Origin of the sequence: Sabulicella glaciei (genome assembly GCF_026183895.1) — a bacterium.
Taxonomy (GTDB): domain Bacteria; phylum Pseudomonadota; class Alphaproteobacteria; order Acetobacterales; family Acetobacteraceae; genus Roseococcus; species Roseococcus glaciei.
The window spans coordinates 69,651-91,650 of the sequence record NZ_JAPFQI010000011.1 but is presented as its reverse complement, the minus strand read 5'-3'; the positions used below and the strand labels follow the sequence as shown (position 1 = coordinate 91,650).

26 protein-coding genes are annotated in these 22,000 nt (G+C 72.1%); 9 read left to right on the top strand and 17 right to left on the bottom strand.

Translation table 11 applies throughout. The features are described 5' to 3' along the window. Positions 1-7: 7 nt before the first annotated feature. Positions 8-715, bottom strand: a complete 708-nt coding sequence (locus tag OF850_RS14420) for a HugZ family pyridoxamine 5'-phosphate oxidase (RefSeq protein ID WP_301590958.1) — start codon at positions 713-715, stop codon at positions 8-10. 130 nt (positions 716-845) lie between these two features. Between OF850_RS14420 and OF850_RS14415 the strand changes: the two genes are divergently transcribed. Then, on the top strand, positions 846-1,547 hold the full coding sequence (locus OF850_RS14415) for a response regulator transcription factor (protein ID WP_301590957.1): 702 nt from the start codon (positions 846-848) through the stop codon (positions 1,545-1,547). Positions 1,548-1,551: 4 nt separating this feature from the next. Here the strand turns inward: OF850_RS14415 and OF850_RS14410 are convergent, their stop codons facing one another. From OF850_RS14410 to OF850_RS14370, 9 genes are all read right to left on the bottom strand, one after another. Beyond that, on the bottom strand, positions 1,552-1,959 hold the full coding sequence (locus OF850_RS14410) for a hypothetical protein (protein WP_301590956.1): 408 nt from the start codon (positions 1,957-1,959) through the stop codon (positions 1,552-1,554). Next, the gene (locus OF850_RS14405; protein ID WP_301590955.1) at positions 1,944-2,552 is read right to left on the bottom strand and encodes an HAD family hydrolase; all 609 of its coding nucleotides are present in this window, start codon (positions 2,550-2,552) and stop codon (positions 1,944-1,946) included. Before OF850_RS14405 ends, OF850_RS14410 begins: the two co-directional genes overlap by 16 nt. After that, a complete protein-coding gene (locus OF850_RS14400) occupies positions 2,549-3,886 on the bottom strand; it encodes a hydrolase (protein WP_301590954.1) in 1,338 nt (445 codons plus the stop codon). The genes OF850_RS14405 and OF850_RS14400 overlap by 4 nt, the downstream gene beginning before the upstream one ends. Positions 3,887-3,942: 56 nt before the next feature. Beyond that, the gene (locus tag OF850_RS14395; RefSeq protein WP_301590953.1) at positions 3,943-5,064 is read right to left on the bottom strand and encodes a DUF6447 family protein; all 1,122 of its coding nucleotides are present in this window, start codon (positions 5,062-5,064) and stop codon (positions 3,943-3,945) included. A gap of 81 nt (positions 5,065-5,145) precedes the next feature. After that, entirely contained in the window at positions 5,146-6,117 is a 972-nt protein-coding gene (locus OF850_RS14390; protein ID WP_301590952.1) for a Bug family tripartite tricarboxylate transporter substrate binding protein, read from the bottom strand. A 65-nt stretch (positions 6,118-6,182) separates the two neighbouring features. Beyond that, entirely contained in the window at positions 6,183-7,193 is a 1,011-nt protein-coding gene (locus tag OF850_RS14385) for a GGDEF domain-containing protein (RefSeq protein WP_301590951.1), read from the bottom strand. Positions 7,194-7,233: 40 nt separating this feature from the next. Next, positions 7,234-8,160, bottom strand: coding sequence for an AEC family transporter (locus OF850_RS14380; RefSeq protein ID WP_301590949.1), 927 nt, complete (start codon positions 8,158-8,160; stop codon positions 7,234-7,236). Then, positions 8,157-8,654, bottom strand: coding sequence for a hypothetical protein (locus tag OF850_RS14375; protein WP_301590948.1), 498 nt, complete (start codon positions 8,652-8,654; stop codon positions 8,157-8,159). The genes OF850_RS14380 and OF850_RS14375 overlap by 4 nt, the downstream gene beginning before the upstream one ends. Before the next feature lie 74 nt (positions 8,655-8,728). Beyond that, on the bottom strand, positions 8,729-9,283 hold the full coding sequence (locus OF850_RS14370; RefSeq protein WP_301590947.1) for a bactofilin family protein: 555 nt from the start codon (positions 9,281-9,283) through the stop codon (positions 8,729-8,731). Between the two features lie 150 nt (positions 9,284-9,433). Here OF850_RS14370 and OF850_RS14365 point away from each other — a divergent pair, with 150 nt between their 5' ends. The 3 genes from OF850_RS14365 to OF850_RS14355 are packed head-to-tail and all read left to right on the top strand — an operon-like array spanning position 9,434 to position 11,399. Then, positions 9,434-10,411 (top strand): adenosine kinase, encoded by a 978-nt coding sequence (locus tag OF850_RS14365; protein ID WP_301590946.1) that lies wholly within the window; start codon positions 9,434-9,436, stop codon positions 10,409-10,411. Continuing rightward, positions 10,408-10,932, top strand: coding sequence for a hypothetical protein (locus tag OF850_RS14360; protein WP_301590945.1), 525 nt, complete (start codon positions 10,408-10,410; stop codon positions 10,930-10,932). Before OF850_RS14365 ends, OF850_RS14360 begins: the two co-directional genes overlap by 4 nt. Further along, positions 10,929-11,399: a YybH family protein gene (locus OF850_RS14355; RefSeq protein WP_301590944.1), complete on the top strand. Its 471-nt coding sequence runs from the start codon at positions 10,929-10,931 to the stop codon at positions 11,397-11,399. Before OF850_RS14360 ends, OF850_RS14355 begins: the two co-directional genes overlap by 4 nt. A gap of 79 nt (positions 11,400-11,478) precedes the next feature. Here the strand turns inward: OF850_RS14355 and OF850_RS14350 are convergent, their stop codons facing one another. Then, on the bottom strand, positions 11,479-11,844 hold the full coding sequence (locus OF850_RS14350) for a hypothetical protein (RefSeq protein ID WP_301590943.1): 366 nt from the start codon (positions 11,842-11,844) through the stop codon (positions 11,479-11,481). A gap of 132 nt (positions 11,845-11,976) precedes the next feature. Here OF850_RS14350 and typA point away from each other — a divergent pair, with 132 nt between their 5' ends. Next, complete coding sequence (gene typA, locus OF850_RS14345) at positions 11,977-13,824, top strand: translational GTPase TypA (RefSeq protein ID WP_301590942.1); 1,848 nt, start codon at positions 11,977-11,979, stop codon at positions 13,822-13,824. A gap of 79 nt (positions 13,825-13,903) precedes the next feature. On the opposite strand, the gene OF850_RS14340 is transcribed toward typA, so the two are convergent. Beyond that, a complete protein-coding gene (locus OF850_RS14340) occupies positions 13,904-14,668 on the bottom strand; it encodes a substrate-binding domain-containing protein (RefSeq protein WP_301590941.1) in 765 nt (254 codons plus the stop codon). Between the two features lie 64 nt (positions 14,669-14,732). Between OF850_RS14340 and OF850_RS14335 the strand changes: the two genes are divergently transcribed. Further along, positions 14,733-15,404 carry an NnrU family protein gene (locus OF850_RS14335; RefSeq protein WP_301590940.1) on the top strand — a complete coding sequence of 224 codons (672 nt, stop codon included), beginning with the start codon at positions 14,733-14,735 and terminating at the stop codon, positions 15,402-15,404. 54 nt (positions 15,405-15,458) lie between these two features. After that, a complete protein-coding gene (locus OF850_RS14330) occupies positions 15,459-16,301 on the top strand; it encodes an ion transporter (RefSeq protein WP_301590939.1) in 843 nt (280 codons plus the stop codon). A gap of 4 nt (positions 16,302-16,305) precedes the next feature. On the opposite strand, the gene OF850_RS14325 is transcribed toward OF850_RS14330, so the two are convergent. Continuing rightward, positions 16,306-16,665, bottom strand: coding sequence for a DUF2306 domain-containing protein (locus OF850_RS14325; protein WP_301590938.1), 360 nt, complete (start codon positions 16,663-16,665; stop codon positions 16,306-16,308). A 55-nt stretch (positions 16,666-16,720) separates the two neighbouring features. Here OF850_RS14325 and OF850_RS14320 point away from each other — a divergent pair, with 55 nt between their 5' ends. Both OF850_RS14320 and gpmI read left to right on the top strand, forming a co-directional pair. Then, positions 16,721-17,230 carry a TetR/AcrR family transcriptional regulator gene (locus OF850_RS14320; protein ID WP_301590937.1) on the top strand — a complete coding sequence of 170 codons (510 nt, stop codon included), beginning with the start codon at positions 16,721-16,723 and terminating at the stop codon, positions 17,228-17,230. A 17-nt stretch (positions 17,231-17,247) separates the two neighbouring features. Continuing rightward, positions 17,248-18,777 (top strand): 2,3-bisphosphoglycerate-independent phosphoglycerate mutase, encoded by a 1,530-nt coding sequence (gene gpmI, locus OF850_RS14315; RefSeq protein ID WP_301590936.1) that lies wholly within the window; start codon positions 17,248-17,250, stop codon positions 18,775-18,777. 7 nt (positions 18,778-18,784) lie between these two features. Here the strand turns inward: gpmI and OF850_RS14310 are convergent, their stop codons facing one another. From OF850_RS14310 to OF850_RS14295, 4 genes are all read right to left on the bottom strand, one after another. Continuing rightward, complete coding sequence (locus tag OF850_RS14310) at positions 18,785-19,165, bottom strand: hypothetical protein (RefSeq protein ID WP_301590935.1); 381 nt, start codon at positions 19,163-19,165, stop codon at positions 18,785-18,787. An 80-nt stretch (positions 19,166-19,245) separates the two neighbouring features. After that, positions 19,246-19,548, bottom strand: a complete 303-nt coding sequence (locus OF850_RS14305; RefSeq protein ID WP_301590934.1) for a hypothetical protein — start codon at positions 19,546-19,548, stop codon at positions 19,246-19,248. After that, on the bottom strand, positions 19,545-19,856 hold the full coding sequence (locus OF850_RS14300) for a YggT family protein (protein ID WP_301590933.1): 312 nt from the start codon (positions 19,854-19,856) through the stop codon (positions 19,545-19,547). The genes OF850_RS14305 and OF850_RS14300 overlap by 4 nt, the downstream gene beginning before the upstream one ends. Before the next feature lie 100 nt (positions 19,857-19,956). Beyond that, entirely contained in the window at positions 19,957-21,999 is a 2,043-nt protein-coding gene (locus tag OF850_RS14295) for a sodium:solute symporter family protein (protein ID WP_301590932.1), read from the bottom strand. Position 22,000 lies beyond the last annotated feature (1 nt).

Genomic DNA, 22,000 nt, shown 5'->3' with positions numbered 1-22,000 from the left:
CCCAGTGTTATGCTGTCTTGGCCCGCGCTTCGCGGGCGGCCCGGACCAGCTCCTCCCGCACCGCCGCAGGCGTGGTCGCAGGCGCGCGGAAAGCGAGGCGCAAGGCCGCTTTTTCCCCGGATGCGAGGTCGCAGCCATCGGCATCCACGGTCACGAGGCGCCATTCCCCACCGTCCCCGCCCAGGGCGGCGGCGATGGCGGCGACGGCATCCGGATGGTCGGCATTGACGTGCCCAACAATGTCCGACTCGGCGGCGAGCACCGATTCGGCCGGCGGCGGCGCCAGTTCGGCGGCGGACAGACGGCGGGCGCGGGCGAAGCCGCCCACCAGCAGCGCCCCGCCCGGCCGGACCTGCCAAAGCCCGAAATCGGCGAAGTCAGCATAAAGCGCGGCATAGGGATGCACGGCTAGCCAACGCACCTTGAGCGCCGGGTCCTCCACCGCCTCGGCCAAGCCGGTCAGGGTGACGCGGGGCGCCGTCTGCGGGTTCGGCCCCTCGGCCGCGCCAGTGAAAAGCAGGGCGCAGCGCCCGTTGCGGCGAAGCTGCCGCGTGTGCTCAGACAGGGTGGACAGCCAGAGCAGCACCGCGCCGTCCGGCGCGGTGGCCGGTGTGACCAGCGAGGCGAAGGGCTGGCCGTCCGCCTCCGTCGCCAGAGTGGCGGAGCGGGCGGCACGGATCAGGCGGCGGGCGGCGAAGCCGTCATCCTCGGTCATGCGCCCTGTGTCCCGCCGGGCCGGGGGCGGGTCAAGGCAGCGTCGCCCGCCATGATGCGTTCACCCCTTGGCCTCGCCTTGCCACAATTGCCTGCCATATTCCGTGCAGATGCTAACCGGATTACCGCTGATGCCGCAGACCATCGCCCTCGTGGACGACGACCGCAACATCCTCACCAGCGTCTCCATGACGCTGGAGCAGGAAGGCTACGCCGTCCGCACCTACACGGATGGGGAAAGCGCGCTGCAGGGGCTGATGAGCAAGCCCGCCGACCTCGCCGTGCTGGACGTGAAGATGCCGCGCATGGACGGGATGGAGCTGCTGCAGCGCCTGCGCGCCCGCTCCACCATGCCGGTCATCTTCCTCACCTCCAAGGACGAGGAGGTGGACGAGGTGATGGGGCTGCGCCTCGGCGCCGACGACTACATCACCAAGCCCTTCTCGCAGCGCCTGCTGCTGGAGCGCATCCGCGCCCTGCTCCGCCGCAACGAGGCGAGCCGGGCGGAGGCGAGCGGTCAGGCGCCGGGCGGCCTCATGGTGCGCGGCGACCTCGTGCTGGACGAGACCAAGCATTCCTGCACCTGGCGGGGCAAGCCGGTGCAGCTGACCGTCACCGAGTTCCTCTTGGTGAAGACGCTGGCGGCGCGGCCCGGCCTCGTGAAGAACCGCGACCAGCTGATCGACTCCGCCTATGGCGAGAACATCTACGTGGATGACCGCACCATCGACAGCCACGTGAAGCGCGTCCGCAAGAAGTTCAGGGCGGTGGATGACGATTTCGCGCAGATCGAGACGCTCTACGGCATCGGCTACCGCTACAAGGAGCAGTGATCCCCTAGCGGATCGAAAGCGTCATCCGGTAGGGCGCGCCGCCGCGCTCGGTGCCCATGACCAGCAGGTATTCGCCGCTGCGCGGAAGGCTCAGGCGGAAGCGCTTGCCGTCGCCCGTGTCGAGCGGCTCCGGCGCGATGTCCACCGCGGTGCCGTCCACCGCGAGCCGCCATCCCGGCGCCCAGACGGACAGCGCCGCGTTGCGCTCGGGGCTTTCCACCCGCACCTCCATCACCTGGCCGGCGCGGGCGCGCAGGGTGAAGCAGTCCGGCGCGCCGCGCGGCACGGCACCATCCAACACCGTGCCGCTGGCACCCGCGACGAAGCGCAGCGGCGCGGGCGGGTTGCAGCCCTCGGCGGCCGCGACCCCGGGCGCGAGCGCCAGGGCGAGGGGGATCAGGAAGCGAGCCATCGCGGAAGCTCCGTCAGCTTGGTGATGTCGCCGCGCCCGCCCACGTGGCCCCACACGCCGCGCGGGATCAGGACGGGCCTCATCCCCGCCGCGCGGGCCGGCGCCACGTCGTTGTCCAGCCGGTCCCCCACATAGGCGATGCGCCGCGGCTCCGTGCCGCAGGAATCGGCAACGCGGCCGAAAAAGCGCGGATCCGGCTTGCTCACGCCCCAGTCGGCGCTGGTGGCGACGAACTCGACGCCGAGGTCGAGCGCGGCCAGCGCCTCGGCCACGCCGCGCGGCTGGTTGCCGGCGATGCCGAGCCGCAGCCCCGCCACGCGCAACGCCTGGAGGGCAGGGCGCACATCGGGGTAGAGATCCCCCTCCCCCGGGATTTCCAGCGCCGCCAGCCGCGCACGGTGGGTGGCAATGTCGAGGCCCGGCGCCAGTTCGCGCACCGTGCCGCCGATGCCCAGGCCGCGCTCGATGCCGTCGCGCAGCGCAGCGAGGAAGGCGGCCTCGTCCAGCCCCACCACCTCGGCCCAGCCGCGCCACATGCGCGCCTCGTTCACCAGCACCCCACCCACGTCGAAGACGACGTGCGTGATGCTCACCACGTCATCTCCGCGATGCTGATGCGGTTCTCGGCCAGCGGCAGGGCGCGGGCGGTGAGGGCTTCCGTGTTGAACACCCCCCGCACCGGGGAGCCGGCGCGATCGGCCGGCAGGCGCAGCGTGGCGGTGGCGACGCTCGCCACGCCCTCGCGCCGCTCCGCCACCTCGCGCCCATCCAGCAGCACCACGTCGCGCGGCCAGGAGAAATAGCCGCGCGGCCGCGTCAGCCGCACCAGCGACCCGGCGGCGCGGTCGGCCTCGGCCGGGGGCGCAGGCGGGCGCAGATGCAGGACCTCCGTCCCGCGCGGGAAGGGCGAGCGGAAGAAATGCGCGATGGGATGGCCGGGCGCCGCCAGCACGATCTCCAGGAACAAGGAGGGCTCGACCGCGACGGGACCCCAGACGCCGTCCGCACCGGTCTCGCGCGCGTGGAGCGCCTCGCCTTGGCGCTCGCCGGTCGCCGGGTTCACGCGGAACACCTCGACTCGCGCCCCGGCGACCGGGCGGTTGGTGGCCGCGCCGGAGGCCAGTCCGGTGACGAGGCCGTTCAGCACCGGCCGCGCCTCGGGCGAAACGTCGAGGTTCCGCGCCTCGCGCCCCGCGATGAAGCGGAAATACTCGCGGAAGGCGCGCCAGTGATACGCGACCTCGCGGTGGTCGAGGCCAGGCAAGAGGATGTTGGTGGCCCCGCGCAGGGAGGGTCCATCCCGGTCCACGCCGGTGGGGGTGCCGGGCCGGCCGACATAGCGCCCATCGGCCTGCGCGTAGAGATCGCTGTCCGAGCGCAGCGTGAGGAATGCCGTGCCCTCCACCACGTCGGTCGTTCCGCCATTCAGGCGGCGCAGGAAGGGGGCGCGGCCGTTGAACTCGCTGCCCTCGTTCCACTCCCAGTCATAAACGCCGCGATTGGGCGTGCCGCAGGTGACGGCGTGCGACACCTCCGGCGCGCCGCCCGCATGGGCGACGAAGTCGCGGATCGGGTAGCCGCCGCGGCTGTTGCCCACCAGCGCCACGCGCGGCGCGCCCGTGCGAGCGCGCAGCTCGCGCACGAAGGCGGCGAGGCGCTCGGTCTGCTCGGCGGCGGAGGAGCGGTTGGGCTGCGGCACCGCGTCATTCGCGCGCGCCAGTGGGTCGGGCATGTTCACGGCCAGGAGGCGGTCGCGCGCCACGCCGTTGCTTTCGAAGCGCCAGAGCGTGGTCATCCACAGCGCCGCGTGGTCGCCATTGCCATGGATGAGCAGGACCGGCGGCGGCGCCACGTCCTGCGCGCGGGCGAGGCGCAAGGCAGGAAGGGCGAGCGAGGCGCCCAGCAGGGCGCGGCGAGTCGGCATCATGCCGCAAGCCTAGCCGGCCGCCGCGCTTCCCAGGAAGGGGACGCCCCCGCGAGGCGCTATTCCGCCGGCAGCGCCGCGCGCAGCGCCTCGACATAGGCGTTGCGCGCCGTCTGCATCGCGGCCAGCCGCGCCTGGAGCCGGGCGATCTCGCCCTCGACGAACTGGATGCCCGCGACCTGCGCCCTGGCCGCCTCGGACAGCGTGTCGAGCGCGAAGCTGCGGCCCTCGAAGGTGATGGTGGACATGGCTCGGGTCTCCGCGACCGGGGTGGCGATGGGTTCGGAATTCGGCGCGTTTCCACCGGCCCCGAAGCGCTCGCATTCGGCGAGGCAGGCGGCCACCCATTTTGGGTCGGAGGCGAGCCCACGCGCGCGGGCGTCGCGGCAGGCGGCCAGCGCGGCCTTGCCACCGGTTTCCGGATGGGCGGCGAGGCCGCCGGCGGACAAGCGCGAGCGCAGGAGGGCGATCACCCCCTCCGGGGGCGGCGGGGCGCTGGCCAGCCATTCCTCGGCGAGGCGGAACCCGTCCCGCAGGAACAGCCCCGCCATGTAGACCGTGGCGGAAGGAAAGGAGACCGCGCCATCGGGCATGACCCCGATCATGGGCACCACCGGCGCGAGCGCGGGGAGCGCGTGGTTGGCGTAGAGCGTCATGCCCCAGTAGGACTTGGCGATCCCGGCGAAGTGGAAGGCGTCGCGCACGGGCTCCAGCCCCGCCTCCGCCATGGGCAAGATCTCGACCCTGGGCTTCGCGGGATCGACCGTGTCGTTGGCGACGTCCACGTAGAGCGCGCCGAATTGCAGCGCGGTCTGGAAATAGGTGTCGCGCAGGATGCCCCAGACGCAGCGCCCCTCCCCGCCTTTCGCGAGAAAGGCCTGCAGGGCGCGGCTTCCCCGGCAGCCTGGCCGCTCCATGCGCCGCTGCAGCGCCTCGAAGACGTGCAGCGTGATCTCGCGGCAATAGCCATAGGGATAGGGCTTGCCATAGGCGGCGGGGGCGCTGCCCCCCATCGCGGCATCCGTTTCGGCGCGCAGCGCGAGAAAGAGGTCCATGAGCGCCGCCCGGGCCGGCCACAAATGCCGCGCGGCGAGGAGGTGGGCGCGGCGCGACACGGGTGCGGGCTCCTGCGGGAGGAGCGGCCCCGGAACGCGCGGGCCGGGCGGGTTCCGGTCGGGCATCGGCCTCCTGATAGCGGCCTCCGGCAGGCGGGGAAAAGCGCCGCGTCGCGCGAGAGGGCCGTTTCCTTTGCCGCGCCGGGCCTAGGAGTCCAGCCGGATTCCCAGCTCCCGGATCAGCGGGCGCCACAGCGCGTTCTCGGCGCGCACGAACTCGGCGAATTGCGCGGGCGTCCAGGGCTGGTACTCGATGCCCAGGCCGCGCATCCGCGCCACCACCTCCGGCGTCTGGATGGCGCCGATCATCTCCTGCGACAGGCGCGCGACGACCGGCGCGGGGGTGGCGGCGGGGACGCTCATGCCCTGCCAGCCCCAGGCGACCGTGCCGGGATAGCCCAGCTCCACCATCGTCGGTGCGTCGGGCACGTCGGGGGTGCGCGTCTCGGTCAGCGCCGCCAGCACGCGCACCTTGCGGTCGCGGATGAAGGGAAGGCCGGTGGCAGTGTCGATCACCACCACGTCCACCTGCCCGCCCAGCAGGTCCTGCATGGCGGCGGGGCCGCCGCGATACGGCACGTGCGTCGCATCCATCGCGGTGCGGCGCTTCACCAATTCCATCGCGAGGTGGTGCGGCGAGGCGACGGCGGGCGTGCCGTAGGTGGGGGCGCGGCGCCGCGACGCCTCCAGCAGCCCGGCGAAGTCGCGCGGCGACGCGTCGTCCGGCCGCACGACGATGTAGAGCGGGAAGCGCCCGATGAAGCCGACCCCGGCGAAGTCGCGATCCGGGTCGTAGGGCAGGCGGCCGTAGAGGGCGGGGTTGTAGGTGAGGATGCCGTTGTCCACGTGCATCCAGGTGTGGCCGTCCGGCGCGGCGCGCGCGACGAGTTCGCTCGCCACCACGGCGCCGCCGCCCGGCCGGTTCTCCACCACCACGTTCTGGCCGAGGCGCTGGCTCATCAGCCCGCCGATCAGCCGCGCGAAGACGTCGGACGCGCCGCCGGGCGGATAGCCGACGATCCAGCGGATCGGGCGATCGGGGAAGCTGCCCTGCGCGCGCGCCGCCAGCGGCAGCGCCGCCGCGCCCAGACCCATCGCCCACTGCCTGCGCCCCAGCATCACCGCATCCCCCGCCGATTCATCCGCGCCATCCTGGCGCAGCAGGGCGGCGCTTCCAAGCCGTCTCAGGGCGCCGCCTCGATGCGGTTCCGCCCGTTCCGCTTCGCGGCGTAGAGCGCGGCATCGGCGCGCTCCGCGAGGCGCGCGCTCCCCTCCCCGGGCGCCGCGGCTGCCAGCCCGCCCGAGACGGTAAGGGCGAGGCGCGTCCCGTCCTCCAGCATCATGCCTTCGCGCGCGACGGCCTGGCGCAGCGCCTCCGCCGCGCGCATCGCGCGCTCGGGCGGGGTGGCGGGCATCAGCACGGCGAATTCCTCCCCGCCCAGCCGCGCCGGCAAGTCGGCGGCGCGCGCCGCCTCGCGCAGCGTGGCGCCTAGGTGCCGCAGCGCGAGGTCGCCCGCCGCGTGGCCATGCCGGTCCTTCACCGCCTTGAAGTGATCCACGTCGAGCAGCAGGAGGCAGGGTGGCTCCTCGCCTTCGAGGTGCCGCTCCAGCGCCGCCTCGAAGGCGCGGCGGTTGGGAAGGCCGGTGAGGGCGTCCGTCGCCGCCTCGCGCCGCGCTTCCTCCAGCTCCTGACGCAGCGCCTCGGCGCGGCGACCGGTTTCCGCGAGGCGACGCGCGAGGGTGGCGCCCTTGTCGCGCAGCGCCTGGGTTTCGTGGATCAGCCCCGCGAGCACCTCCGGCCAATCCGCCGTGCCGGAGGCCAGCGCGGCGGCCGCCCCCTCCAGCGACTTTCCGTAGCGCGCCGCATCCGTGGCGGCGCCGTCCAGGATGGCGGCGGCGTCGCGCACTGCCTCGCCGAGGCGCTGCGAGATCTCGGCAAGGGTGAGGCCGGAGGGGCTGCCGCCGAAGCGGGCGTGCAGCGCCGCCATCTCCGCCTCGCGCAGCGGGGACGGGTCGCGCAGCCGGTCCTCCAGCGCCGCGCGCAGCGCCGCGGTTTCGCCGGCGTGGAACTCGAACCACAGCGCGTAATTGGGCGGGGTGGGGCGAAGCCCATGGCGCAGCAGCGCGGCGATGGCGTCGTGGGCGTGGCGCATCGCCGGGTCGGGGCGCGCGATCGGTGGGGCGTCGCTGGGCATGGCGTCCCCTGACCCCTAGGGCCACCCGGTTAACGAAGCCTCACCCCAGCCCGGTGAGGCGCTTCGCCAGCAGCAGCCAGAGCGGCAGCGTCACCACGGCCAGCGCGTGCTCCGTGGTCGTGATGGCCGCCATGAGCGGCGCGTCGCCTCCCATGGCGCGCGCCATGACGTAGGAGGTGGCGGCGGTGGGCAGCGCCATGAACAGCACCGCCATGGCCAGCGCCAACGGCTCCAGCCCCAGGGCGAGGCCCAGCAGCAAGGTGAGTCCCGGCATGGCGAGGAGCTTCAGCGCGGCGGTGAGGAGTTGCAGCGCGACCCGGTCCGCCAGGGCGCGGGCGGAAAGCGCCGCCCCCACCGCCAGCAGGCCGAGCGCGACGGAGGCGCGACCCAGCGTCTCGGCCAGCGGCTTTACCCCCGGCGGCAGCCCGCCCAGCGCCGCCACGGCGAAGCCGACGAGGCAGGCCAGCATCAGCGGGTTCATCGCCACCTGCCGCAGCGCCGGCAGCAGCCGGAACGGGCCGGGCCGCCCCAGGGCGAAGGCGGCGTTGGTGACAAGCTGCACGAAGGGCACGATCAGCCCCGTCGCCACCGCCCCCAGCGCGATGCCGGGCAGGCCGAACAAGGCGCCCGCCACGGCGAAGCCGATCAGGTTGTTGAAGCGGATGCCGCCCATGACGACCGAGGTCATGGAAGCATGCGGCTGCCGGAACAGGCGCGACAGCGCGACGGACAGCACCGTGCCCGTCGCCAGCGCCAGCCAGATCGCCAGCAGCATCCCCCCCACCGGCACCTGCGCGAGGTCCACCGAGCCGATGGCCGCGACCAGCAGCGAAGGCAGGAGCACCCAGAAGATCAGCCGCTCGATCCCCGCCCAGACCGTGTCGTCGGGCAGGAGGCCGCGCTTCAGCAGCGCACCCAGCGCCAACAGCCCGAAGGCCGGTACGAATGCGTCGAGATAGGGGATCACGCGCCGAGTTCGAGGGGCGGGCCGCGTCCAGGCTCGGTGTTGCGGCGGCTACGCGCCTCGTCGCGCCGGGACTGGAGGTCGCGCAGGCACGCCGCCTCGGTGCGTTGGACAAGGCCGCCGGCACGGGCCTGCACATGGGCGACGCGCGGACCGCCCGCGCCCGGGTAGAGCACCACGTCGAGCTGGCAGCCCCCGGCGGCGTAGAGCCAGACGGAGGCGCTGCCCTCCTCCCGCCGCAGGGTCGGCTCGCCCAGCGCCTCCAGCAGCGCATCGGGGCTGGCGCCCAGGAATTGCGAGGCGGCCCGGCGGGTCGGCGCGGCGCGGGGGGGCGCGGCCGGTGCCGCAGGCGAAGGCGGTGGCGCATCGCCCAGGGCCTGGAGCGTGGCGCGGTGGCTTTCCAGCGCCGCCTGCGCCACCTCGGCCTCGCGCGCCGCATCGGGCGCGCAGGCCAGCAGCGGCAGCAGCAACAGGAAGGAAACGGTCCGGCGCGGCATGCGGCAGGTCCGGAAGCTGAAGTTCGGAAAGGATCGGCGCCGCCCCGGGACCGGCCAGGGGCGGCGGGCGGGGCTCAGCCCTCGCCCTGGAGCATCTCCATGGAGCCCATGATCTTGCCCCCTTCCTCGACGGAAAGGCGCTTGCAGCGGGCGACGCCCTTCACCGTGCCGGTGGTGCGGATGATCAGGTTGCCGCGCGCCGTCACCGTGCCGTCGAACACGCCGGCGATCTCGGCATCCTCGACCTGGACCTCGCCGCGGAACACGCCGGTCTGCGCGATCTGCAGCTCGGCGGCCTGGATCATCTGGCTTTCCACCGTGCCCTCGACCACGAGGCGCTCGGCATCCGCCACCGTGCCCTGCAGCGCGATGCCGCGGCCGACCACCAGGGTGCGGCGCTCCTGCGTGGAGGGGCGGGGCGGGGCGCTCACGCCTGGCGCGGCGGCGGGGCGCGGGGCGCCGCCATTGGCGGCGGGGGCCGGCGCGGCCGGCCTCGGGGGAAGGCCGACCGGGGCGCTGTTCGCCGCGGGGGCGCGATAGGTCGGAACGGCGAGCTCCGCGTCGCGCGCGGGAACCGGCGCGTCGTTCGCCTCGGTGCCGTCGTCCTTCTTGCGGCCGAAGATGGACATGATGTGATCCCCCTGTATCCGGTTCCGGTCGCGGTTATACCGCGCGCCCCCCGCGGCACAATGTGCGTAAGACCGGATTCGCGCCAGTTTCCAACTACGGGTTTTCCTTCTAACCCCTGGGCCTCCAAACAGCCGGAAGCCTTGCGCCGCATGAACAGCCAGAGCCTCGACATCCTCGGCATCGGCAATGCCATCGTGGACGTGCTGGCCCCCGTGCCCGATTCCTTCCTCCTCGACCGGGACCTGCCGAAGGGCGGCATGTCGCTGATCTCGACGGAGGAGGCGGAGGCGCTCTACGCCGCCATGCCGCCGGGGGTGGAATCCTCCGGGGGGTCGGCGGCCAATACCTGCGCGGTGGCGGCGGCGCTGGGGGCGAAGGTCGGTTTCCTCGGCAAGGTGGCGAAGGACACGCTGGGCGAGGTCTTCGCCCACGACATCTGCGCCGCAGGGGTGCATTTCCCGACGGCGAGGCTGGAGGGGGGCGCACCCACGGCGCGCTGCCTCATCCTCGTCTCGCCGGACGGGCAGCGCACCATGAACACCTATCTTGGCGCCTGCGTCTCCTTTGGCGAGGCGGATGTGGACGAGGCGGAGGTGGCGAGGGCGGCCATCGTGTACCTGGAAGGCTACCTGTTCGACCCGCCGGCGGCGCAGGCCGCCTTCCGCAAGGCGGCGCGCGTGGCGCGCGCGGCCGGGCGGCAGGTCGCCATCACGCTAAGCGACCCGTTCTGCGTCGGCCGCCACCGCGACGCCTTTCTCGACTTCGTTCGCAACGACGCCGACATCCTGTTCGCGAACGAGGCGGAGGTGTCCGCCCTCTACGGCACGGAGGATTTCGAGCAGGCGGCGGCCCAGGCGGCGCGCGACGTGTCCATCGCCGCCCTCACCCGCTCGGAGAAGGGCAGCGTTATCCTTTCGAAGAACGGGCGCGACGCCGTCGAGGCCGCCCCGGCGCGGGTGGTGGACACGACCGGCGCGGGCGACGCCTACGCCGCCGGCTTCCTCGCCGCCCATGCCCGGGGGCTGCCATTGGCGGAAGCCGGGCGCTGGGGCAGCATCGCCGCGGCCGAGGTGATCGGGCATTTCGGCGCCCGCCCGCAGGCCGACCTGAAGGAGATGGTGGCATGACGACGCGCATCCTCGCCCTGGCCCTGGCCATCGCGCTGCCCGGCACGGCGCTGGCGCATGAGCGGCCCTGGGCGCACACGCACTGGGCGCATCACGGCGCGGGCCATCCGCCGCCGAACGCCATGGCCCAGGCGGCGCCGCCGCGCGATTCCGCCATCCAGGAATTGCAGCGCCAGCAGGCCCAGCCCGGCGCGACCCCCTGGGTGCCGTCGCAGAACCGCGACGCGGCCGAGGCGGATGCCGCCAGCGTGGACGACGCCGCCGGCCTCCTGAACGCGGCTTACACGTCGCTGCGCGCCGGCCGCGCCGGCCAGGCCAACGAGTTCCTGGAGCGGGCAGAGTCGCGCCTCCTCACCCGCTCCACCCTGGCGACGCGCGCCGGCGAGGCGGTGCAGGGCGGGCCGGTGGGGCGCATCGCCGCCGCCCGCGCCGCGCTGTTGCGCAACGACCGCGCCACCGCGCAGCGCGAGGTCGAGGCGGCGCTGGCCGCGCTGGACCGCCCGCGGCGCCGCCCCCGGTGAGCCCCGCCCTGCCCGAGGCGCCGGAGGCAATCCGCGCCGCCATCCATGACTGGCTGGAGCGCTTCGCCGCCTGCGTGCGGGAGGTGGATTACCGCAGCGCCTACCCGTTCTGGCATCCGCGCATCCTGGCCTTCGGCACGGTGCAGGCCGTGGTGGAGGGGCTGGAGCCCTTTCGCGACCGGCAATGGAGCAGCGTCTGGCCAAGGACCAGCGACTTCCGCTTCCGCCTGGACGCGGCGCGGGTGCTGGCGAGCGCGGACGGCTCGATGGCCGTGGCGATCGTGCCCTTCGAAAGCACGGGCTACCATCCGGACGGTGCGCGCTTCGACCGGCCCGGCCGCACCACCCTGGCCCTGGTGCCGAACGGCGGCGAGGGCGAGCGCTGGGTCGCCGTCCATTCGCACATGTCGCTGGCCAAGGGCGTGCCGCCCGACAGCCACGCGGACCGGCCGGTGAAGGCGCAATAGCGCCTCCGGCGGCGCAAGCACGCCCCACCCCGCCACCCCGACGGGCCCCCGCGAAGATGCGGCGCATTCTCGTGGGGACCTACATCGGGCAGTTCAGCACGAGGCCCGCCGCGACTTCCGCCGTGGGCACGGGGCGCGGGCCCGGCCCGGCCGGGACCACCAGCACGTCCTCGCCGCCGACGCGGTAGGGCTGGTTGTCGCGCCGCGCCAACTCCCGCTCCGCCGCGCGTAGGCTCATGGTGAAGAGGATCGGCCGCCGCGTCGTGTTGCGGACGTGGATCAGGTAGTTCCACTGCCCATCCGAGCGCCGCTCCGCCTGCACCCGGTCCAGCAGCAGCCGCCCATCCGCGCCGCAGGAACCGCGCACGCGCGGGATGTCCTGCGCGGCGGCGGCGCCCGAGGCCAGCGCCGCCAGCAGGGGCAGGATGCGTGCGAAGCGGGTCATTCCGGTGGATATGGCTGGCATTCCGGCCTTTCACCCCCTATGTGTGCGGCGCACAAGCCACACAAGTTGTGACAACCCTGCCCGGGGCTTCCGAGACGCCCGGGCCAACCCATGCCCGGAAGCCTTCCGCCCATGCAGATGCGAAACCTCGCGATCATCGCCCACGTCGACCACGGCAAGACGACCCTGGTGGACCAGCTTCTCAAGCAGTCCGGCACCTTCCGCGAGAACCAGCAGGTCGCCGAGCGGGCGATGGACCGCAACGACCTCGAGAAGGAGCGCGGCATCACCATCCTTGCCAAGTGCACGGCGGTGGATTGGAAGGGCCACAAGCTCAACATCGTCGACACCCCTGGCCACGCCGATTTCGGCGGTGAGGTGGAGCGCATCCTGTCCATGGTGGACGGCGCCATCCTGCTGGTGGACGCGGCCGAGGGCGTGCTGCCCCAGACCAAGTTCGTGCTCGGCAAGGCGCTGGCGCGCGGCATCCGTCCCATCGTGGTGGTGAACAAGGTGGACCGCCAGGACGCCCGCCCGCACGAGGTGCATGACGAGGTGTTCGACCTCTTCGCCAATTTGGGCGCTTCGGACGAGCAGCTGGACTTCCCGATGCTCTTCGCCTCGGGCCGCCAGGGCTGGGCCGACGAGGTGATGGAAGGCCCGCGCCAGAACCTGGACGCGATGTTCGACCTGATCATCCGCCATGTCCCGGCGCCGACCGTCGATGCCGACGCGCCCTTCGCGATGAACGCGGCGATCCTGGAATACGACAACTTCCTGGGCCGCATCCTCACGGGCCGGATCGAGCAGGGCACGGCCCGCATGAACATGCCCGTGAAGGTGCTGCGCGCCGACGGGTCGCAGGTGGAGACGGGGCGGCTGACCAAGCTGCTCACCTTCCGCGGGCTGGAGCGCGTGCCGGTGGACGAGGCGCAGGCGGGCGACATCATCGCCATCGCCGGCCTGTCAGACAGCACCATTCCCGACACGATCTGCGCGCCCGAGATGCAGGCGCCGCTGCCTTCCGTGCCGGTGGACCCGCCGACGCTGGCCATGACCTTCCGCGTCAACGACGGCCCGCTGGGCGGCCGCGAGGGCAAGAAGGTGACGTCGCGTCAGATCCGTGACCGGCTGATGCGCGAGGCGGAGGGCAACGTCGCCATCCGCATCCGCGACTCCGAGGAGACCGACGCCTTCGAGGTGGCGGGACGCGGCGAGCTGCAGCTGGGCGTGCTGATCGAGACGATGCGCCGCGAGGGCTTCGAGCTGACCATCGGCCGCCCGCGCGTGCTGATGCGTCCGAACCCGGAAACGGGCGAGAAGGAGGAGCCCTACGAGGAGGTCCTCGTGGACGTGGACGAGCAGTATTCCGGCGTGGTCGTCGAGAAGATGTCGCTCCGCAAGGGCCAGATGCAGGACATGCGTCCGTCGGGCGGCGGAAAGACCCGCCTGACCTTCCACATGCCCTCGCGCGGCCTGATCGGCTACCACTCAGAGTTCCTGACCGACACGCGCGGCACCGGCATCATGAACCGGCTGTTCCACGGCTACGGTCCCTATGCGGGACCGATCGAGGGGCGCCGCAACGGCTCGCTGATCTCCAACGTGGATGGCGAGACGACGCAATACGCGCTCTTCGCCCTGCAGGAGCGCGGCACGCTGTTCGTGGATCCGGGCACCAAGGTCTATGAGGGGCTGATCATCGGCGAGAACTCGCGCGGCGACGACCTCGAGGTGAACCCGGTGAAGGAAAAGAAGCTCACCAACATCCGCGCCGCCGGCAAGGATGACGCGCTTCTGCTCACTCCGCCGCGCCGCATGAGCCTCGAGCAGGCGATCGCCTATATCGAGGACGATGAGCTGGTGGAGGTCACGCCTTCCGCCGTGCGGCTGCGCAAGCGCCACCTCGACCCGCATGAGCGCAAGCGCGCCCAGCGCCGGGCCGACGGCCTCCCCGTCAAGGGCGACCAGGCGGCCTGATCCCACTCCGCCCGGGGCTCGGGCGCATCGCATCGGAAACCCGTGGAGGCGACGCTTCCACGGGTTTTTCGTGTCCGCCTCAGCGCGCGATGGGGTCCAGCCCGACGGCGCGGATGGCCTCGTGCGCACGCGGCCCGGCGAGGAAGGCGATCAGCGCTCGCGCCGCCTCTTCCTCCCGCGCATTCGCCGCGATGCCGGCGCTGAACACCGTCACGCGCTGCAGCGAATCCGGCACCGGGCCGAGGAAGTCGAGCCCGGCGATGGGCAGCAGTTCGCTGACCTGCTGGAAGCCCAGCACCGTATCGCCCCGCGCCACCACGCTGCCCACGCGCTCGGAGAAGATGCGCCGCGCCTTGGGCATCACCACCTCGGCAAGGCCGAGCCGGGCGAAGAGCTCGCGCGACAGGTACTCGCCGCTGGCGCTGGCGGAATAGGCGATGCTCGGCGCCTCCAGCAGGGCGCGGCGCAGACCCTCCTCCGTGGAGATGTCCCAGCGCGGCCCGCCCGCGCGCACGGAGGCGCCGATGCGGCTGGCCACGAGGTCGGTGCGGCTGCCGGGGCGGACGAAGCCGCGCTGCGCCAGCGCGTCCAGCGCCTCGGCGGCGAGGATGATCACGTCCGCCGCCTCCCCGCGCGCGAGGCGGTTGGGGATGGCGTCGGGCGCCGCGCCCATGGAAGCACCGCGCAGCGTGACGAGGCGATGCCCGGTTTCCCGCTCAAAGACCGGGGCCAGCGCCTCATAGGGCGCGTTGAACCCGCCGGAGGTCATCACGGTGATCTCGGCGGCGCGCGGCGCGGGCGCGGCAAGGATCAGGGTGGCGAGGAGGACGAGGCGGCGGAGCATGGCGCGTTTCCCTTGACCCGCGAATCCTAGGGCGGAGCGGCGCGGATGCGATAGGCTCCGTGCCATGCCTGCCCTTCTCTTCGCTGCCCTGCTCTGGATCGGATTGCATGTGGGCGTGGCCGGGACCGGGCTGCGCGCGGTGCTGGTGGCTCGGCTGGGAGAGCGGGGCTTCCGGGCGGCCTTTTCCATCGCCTCCGCGGTGGCGATCACCCTGCTGGTGCTGGCCTGGAGGAACGCGCCCTTCATTCCGCTCTGGGCGCTGCCGGAGGCGGGGCGAATCGTCGTCGCGGCGCTGATGGTGCCGGCCTTCCTCCTCTTCGCCGCTTCCGTCGCCACCCCCAACCCGACGGCGGTGGGCGGCGCCCTGGCGGGGGAGCCGCGCGGGATCCAGCGCATCACCCGCCACCCGATGCTGTGGAGCTTCGCCCTCTGGGCCGGGCTGCATGCGCTGGCGGACGGGACGGCGGCGGGCGCGGTGTTCTTCGGCGCTTTTCTCGCGACGGCGCTGGCCGGGATGCCCTCCATCGACGCCAAGCTGCGGCGGCGCGACCCGGCGCTGTGGGCGCGGCTCGGCCCCGCCACCTCCATCCTGCCCTTCGGCGCCGTGCTGGCGGGGCGCAATCGCGTCGCCTGGGGGGAGATCCCAGTTCGCGCCTGGGTGGGCGGGCTGGCGGGATGGGCGCTGCTGCTTTGGCTGCATCCCCACATCTTCGGCGTCCCGGCCCTGCTCCCTTGATTCATTCGGCACCCGCCGTCATTCCTGGCGCGGGGACCGGGGAATCGCCACGCCATGCAGGAAGCCTTGATCGAAGCCGACACGGCCGAGACGCCGCGCGCCCGCGCCGCGCGCCTGGTGCTCTCGGATGGGTTCCAGCGCCTCGTGATCGGGCTGATCCTGCTCAACGCCGTCACGCTGGGTCTGGAAACCAGCGCCACGCTCAGCGAATCCTGGGGCGGGCTGCTGCGCGCGCTGGACGTGACGCTGCTCTGCCTCTTCACCGCCGAGCTCGCCTTGCGGATCTACGCCTTCCGCGGCCGCTTCTTCCGCGACCCCTGGGGCATCTTCGACCTGCTGGTGGTGGGCATCGCCTGGCTGCCGGCGACGGGGCCGCTCTCCGTGGTGCGCGCCCTGCGCGTGCTGCGCGTCCTGCGGCTGATGAGCATCATGCCCTCGCTGCGCCACGTGGTGGAGGCGATGCTGCACGCCCTGCCGGGCATGGGCTCCATCGTGCTGCTGATGGGGCTGATCTTCTATGTCTTCGCCGTGATGGCGACGAAGCTCTTTGGCGAGATCCTGCCCGAGCGCTTCGGCACGCTGGGGGAGAGCCTGTTCACCCTGTTCCAGCTGATGACGCTGGAATCCTGGGCCGAGGCCAATGTGCGCCCCATCATGGAGCAGCAGCCCCTCGCCTGGCTGTTCTTCCTGCCCTTCATCCTGCTGGCCACCTTCGTGGTGCTGAACCTGTTCATCGGCGTGATCGTGGAAAGCATCCAGACCCTGCGGGCGGAGCGGGAGGCGCCGGCCAGGGAAGCCAAGGAAAGCGCCGAACGGGTGGAGATGCGCCTCCTGCTGCAGGAGATGCGTGCCTTGCGGGCGGAGGTGGCGGCGCTGCGCGTGGCGGAGCGGCGCTGACGCCTCAACCCGGGAGCAGCGTGTGCAGGTATCGCCCCGGCACCGCGACCGCGGCCAGCCCGGCGGCGGCGAGGCCTCCGGCATTGATCAGCAGGGCACGGCGATGCGCCGCGATCCGGCCCCGCCGCGCCGCCCACACGGCATAGGGCACGTTCACCAGCGTGGTGACGGACAGGAGGTGGACCGGGGTGAACCGGCCGAAGCCCGGCAGCCAGAACGAGGACAGCGCCGCCACCAGCAGCATCAGCGCGCCGAGTCGGCCCCAGACACGGTGCGCACCCCTTCCCTTGGGCAAAGCAAGCACGACCACGATGCAGAGCAGGGCCAGCAGAGCGGAGAACAGGTGGAGATGGAGCATGGACATGACCGAATCTCGCTCTATGTTGACGACGTGAACTTCTAACGAGCTTATGTGAACGATGTCAACATCTGCGAAGCCCTATCATCATGGCGATTTGCGCGCCGCGCTGCTGGATGCGGCCGACTCCCTGCTGGACGCGGGCGGCGACGGCGCCGTGTCCCTGCGCGAGGCGGCGCGGATCGCCGGTGTTTCCCCCACCGCCGCCTATCGCCACTTCGCCGACAAGGAGGCGCTGCTGGCCGCCCTGGCGGCTCGGCACTTCGCCCAGTTCGGCGCCGCGCTGGGCGCGGCCGGGCTCGACGCCCAGGGCATTGCCTATGTGCGCTTCGCCCTGGCGCGGCCCGGACGGTTCCGGCTGATGTTCGGCCCGCTCCTGTCCCGCGCGAAGGCGCACCCGGAGCTGCTGGCTGCCTCGCAGGCGGCCTTCGACGCGCTCACCCGTATCGCGGGGGGACGGGAGGCGGCGATCCGCGCCTGGGCGCTGGTGCACGGGCTGTCGCACCTGCTGCTGGACGGTGCCCTCGCGGACGACGTTTCGCCGGAGGACCTGCTGACATCGCCGTGCTAATCGCGTAACCGCGGGGCATGAGCGAAGCCCCGAAGAAGCGTCCCGTCATGCTGGCCATCCTGGATGGCTGGGGCTGGCGGGAGGAGGCGGCGGACAACGCCGTGCGCCGCGCCCGCACCCCGCATTTCGACGCTCTCTGGACGCAGGGTCCGCGCGCCTTCCTGCGCACCTCAGGCCTCGATGTCGGCCTGCCCGAGGGGCAGATGGGCAACAGCGAGGTCGGGCACCTGAACATTGGCGCGGGGCGCGTGGTGATGCAGGACCTGCCGCGCATCGACGCCGCCGTGGCGGACGGTTCGCTCGCCGCCATGCCGGCGCTGCGCGGCTTCGCCCAGGCGGTGAAGCGGAGCGGCGGCACGGCGCACCTGCTCGGCCTGCTGTCGCCCGGCGGCGTCCATGCGCACCAGGACCATGCGGTGGCGCTGGCGAAGGCGCTGGTGGCGGAAGGCGTCCCGGTCGCGATCCATGCCTTCACCGATGGGCGCGACACGCCGCCACGCTCCGCCCCCGGCTTTCTTGCGCGCTTCGAGGCCGCGCTGCCCGAGGGCGCGCGGGTCGCCACCGTCACCGGGCGCTACTTCGCCATGGACCGCGACAATCGCTGGGAGCGGGTGGAGAAGGCTTGGCGCGTCCTGGTGCTCGGCGAAGGCGAGCGGGCGGATTCCGCCGCCGCCGCGATTGCCGCTGCCCATGCGCGGGACGTGACCGACGAGTTCATCCCCGCCACCGTGCTGCCCGGCCACGCCGGGATGCGCGATGGCGACGGAATCCTTTGCTTCAACTTCCGCGCCGACCGGGTGCGGGAGATCCTGGGCGCCCTGCTCGACCCCGGCTTCGCCGGCTTCGCGCGCCCCGCCACGCCGCGCTTCAGCGCCGCGCTGGGCCTCGTGGAGTATTCGCGCGAGCTGAATGCCTGGATGGAGACGCTGTTCCCGCCACAATCCATGGTCGACATCCTGGGCGCCGCCGTTTCCGATGCCGGGCGCACCCAGCTGCGGATGGCGGAGACGGAGAAATACCCGCACGTCACCTGGTTCCTGAACGGGGGCGAGGAAACGCCCTTCCCCGGCGAGGAGCGCATCCTGGTTCCCTCCCCCAAGGTCGCGACCTACGACCTCCAGCCGGAGATGAGCGCGCCGGAACTGGCGGAGAAGGCGGCGGCCGCGATCCGCTCGGGTCGCTTCGACATGATCGTGCTGAACTTCGCCAATGCCGACATGGTGGGCCACACCGGCAGCCTCGAAGCGGCGACGAAGGCCTGCGAGGCGGTGGATGCCGGGCTCGGCCGCATCCGCGACGCGGTGCGGGAGATGGGCGGCGCGCTGCTGGTCACCGCCGACCACGGCAATGCGGAGATGATGCGCGACCCGGAAACCGGCGGTCCGCACACCGCCCACACCACCAATGTGGTGCCAGTAGTGCTGGAAGGCGGCCCGGCCGGCCTGGCGCTGCGCGATGGGCGACTGGCCGACATCGCGCCGACGCTGCTGGCGCTGACGGGCGTGGCGCAGCCCGCGGCGATGACCGGGCGGAGCCTGCTTCAGTAGGCCGCGTTCAGGACAGCATCCAGAGCAGCAGGGCGAGACCCCAGAGTCCGAGGGCGATCAGGGACACGCGCTCGGCGTGCCAGAGCAGGCGTTCGCGCAGCACCTCCGCGAGCATGGCCTGCATCTCGGTGGTGGCGAGGCGGCCGCGCGGGAGGCCGGAATCGATCAGCAGCGCATAGACCTCGGAATGGCGCAGGTTGCGGTGCGGGGCGCGCCAGGCCGCCATGACCAGTCCGACCGCCAGGAGCGCCACGAGCTGCGCGCCGGAGCGGCAGGACAGCACCGCATCGAAGGACAGCGCGACCATCAGCGTCGCGGTGGCGAGACCCACGAAGGCGCAGGCCCGACGAATGGAAAGATCGGCATAAGCCTCGAAGACAGGCTGCATGATGCGCGTCCTGAAATGGGTGGCCGGCGGTGCGGCGAGTTCCTCGCCCACCGAACCCGCTGGCCGCGCCCCTGGTTGCCTCACCCCATCCTGGCAAGGATGCCGAGGGCGGTGAGCAGCGCGGCCCCGCCCAGCCACACGCGCAGCGCCCCACCGGGCGTGGCGCCCATGCGTTCCGCCACCGCCGCCGGCACGGCGGACAGCAGCAGCGTGCCGGTCGAGACGATGAGCGAGGCGCCGTAGAACACGATCTCGGCGGTGGGCGGCAGCATCTCGGGCAGCCAGACCGGGTGGAAGAACGCCACGATCATCAGCGCCGGGCTGACCAGCCCATGCAGCAGGCAGGTGGCGACGGTGAGGGTGAAGGCGGTCTCGTCGGTCATGCGGGCGGCACGATGCGGGGCGCCATGCCGGCGCCGATCATGAACAGGCCGGTGATCCAGCGCAGGGCGAAAAGCCAGCAGCAGGCGACCAGCGGCAGGAAACGCGGCCCCACGTAGCTCGGCACCAGCGTGCGGGCGACGCGCACCGCCCAGTCGGTGAGGAGGCGGAAGCCGCGCCAGATGTAGTTCGGGCTGTCGGGATGGAAGAAGGCGCCCATGGCGAAGCGGGCGATGCACGCCCAGGCCACCAGGGCCAGGGTGTAGTTCACGATCCAGAAGGGCAGATGCCCGGCGACGAACTCGTTCATGCAACTCCGACGGAAAACGGGCGGCCGCGTTTGGCGGCCGCCCGCAGGGTGAAGGAAGCGGGCCGCCCGTCCAAGCGGGGCGGCCCAGGGCGAGGCGGCGCTACTCCACCGCCTCGCGCGTGTCGGCGAGGCGCACGCCGCCCTTGGGGATGCGGATGTCCTCGATGAAGTCCTGCATCGCCTTCGAGGGCGCCGCCGTGAACTGGCTGACGGCCCAGATGGTGAAGAAGGAGAGCGGCACGCCGAAGATGGCGCCCGAGATGTTGTTGATGCCCCAGAGCCGTGCGACGACGCGGCCGCGCAGCACCGCGCTGTCGGAGGGCATGACGAGCTGGCCCAGCCAGGACAGCGCGCCGTCGCGGATCTCGCCCGCATTGCCGACCAGCGTCGCTGCATAGGCCTTCAGTTCGGCCGAGGCCTGGGGCAGCGCCGCCGCCTGGCGCGCCGCGGCGAGGATCTGGTCCCGCGTGCCGAACACCTCCAGAAAGGAAAGCCCGGCGAACTCCGTCCAGAGCAGGTAGCCGAAGGTCACGAGGTAGCCGACGGCCATGCCCCAGCAGGCGGCGGCATTCGTGGTCCTCTTGTACCAGACCCCCATCACCAGCGCGGCGAAGAGGCCGGCCGCGGCGATGGAGAAGGCCCAGGCGACGAGGAACAGGATGTCCGCGCCGAGATTGCCGGCCGTGTAGGCCGCCAGCACCGCCACGAGGAGCAAGAGGATGCGCGAGATGATGAGCCGCTGCTTGGTGGGCGCGTTGCGGTTGATCATCTTGTAGTACACATCGTGGCTGAGCGCGTTGGCCAGCGCCAGCAGCAGCCCGTCCGCGGTCGAGAGCGCGGCGGCGAGGCCGCCGGCGGCCACGAGGCCCGCGATGACATAGGGCAGGCCCGCGATCTCCGGCGTGGCGAGCACGACGACGTCGGCGTGGATGCGGAACTCGTTCCACTGCAGGATGCCGTCGTTGTTCACGTCCACGATGTTGATCCAGGGCGTGCCGTAGGGCGATGCGATCTGCCAGTTGCGCACCCAGTCCGGCAGCGAGGCGATCGGCTGGCCGATGAGGTTCTGGTAGATCTCGAGCTTGCCGAAGGCCGCGTAGGCTGGGGCGGTGAAGTAGAGCAGGAAGATGAAGAACAGCGACCAGGCGACGGAGGCGCGGGCCTCGCGCACGCTGGGCGTGGTGAAGTAGCGCATCAGGATGTGTGGCAGCGCGGCCGTGCCCACCATGAGCGAGAAGACGAGGGCGAAGAAGTTCACCGCCGCGTTCATGTTGAACTGGCCGTTCGCGCCGACGAAGGGCGCGGTGTGGAAGCCCGTCACCCCGGGCGGCGGCGCTTGGCCCGCGGCGCGCATCGCCTCCTCCAGCCCCTCGATCCGTTCCAGCGCGAAGCCGTACATGAGCTGCGGCACGGGCACGCCCGTCACCTTCACGCTCATCAGGATGGCGGGCAGCAGGTAGGCGATGATGAGGATGATGTACTGCGCCACCTGGGTCCAGGTGACGGCGCGCATGCCGCCGAGCATGGAGCAGACCAGGATGCCGGCGAGGCCAAGGAACACCGCGACGGCGAAGGAAACGTCGAGGAAGCGCTGGGTGATGATGCCCACGCCCACGATCTGCGCGACGACGTAGACGAAGGTGGCCGTGAGCAGCACCGTGACGCCGATGGCGCGGGCGAGGTTGCCGCCGTAGCGCGCGCCGAGGAAGTCGGGGACGGTGTACTGGCCGAATTTCCGTAGGTAGGGCGCGAGCAGGATGGCCACCAGCATGTAGCCGCCCGTCCAGCCCAGGATGAAGGCAAGCCCGCCATAGCCGAGGGCATAGAGCGAGCCGGCCATGCCGATGAAGGAGGCGGCGGACATCCAGTCGGAGCCGGTGGCCATGCCGTTGTAGATGGCGGGGACCTTGCGGCCGGCGACATAGTACTCCGCCACCTGCGCCGTGCGGCTGATGATGCCGATATAGGCGTAGACGCCGATGGTCAGGAAGACGAACAGGTAACCGATGATACGGTCGGGCACGCCCATCTGCTCGAGGATGGCGAGCAGGACGACGAAGACGGCGAAGCCGCCCGTGTAGCCGAGATAGATCTTGTTGAGGTTGGAAAGGAACGGGTCGCGGGTGCCGCTGGGGGTCGCCATG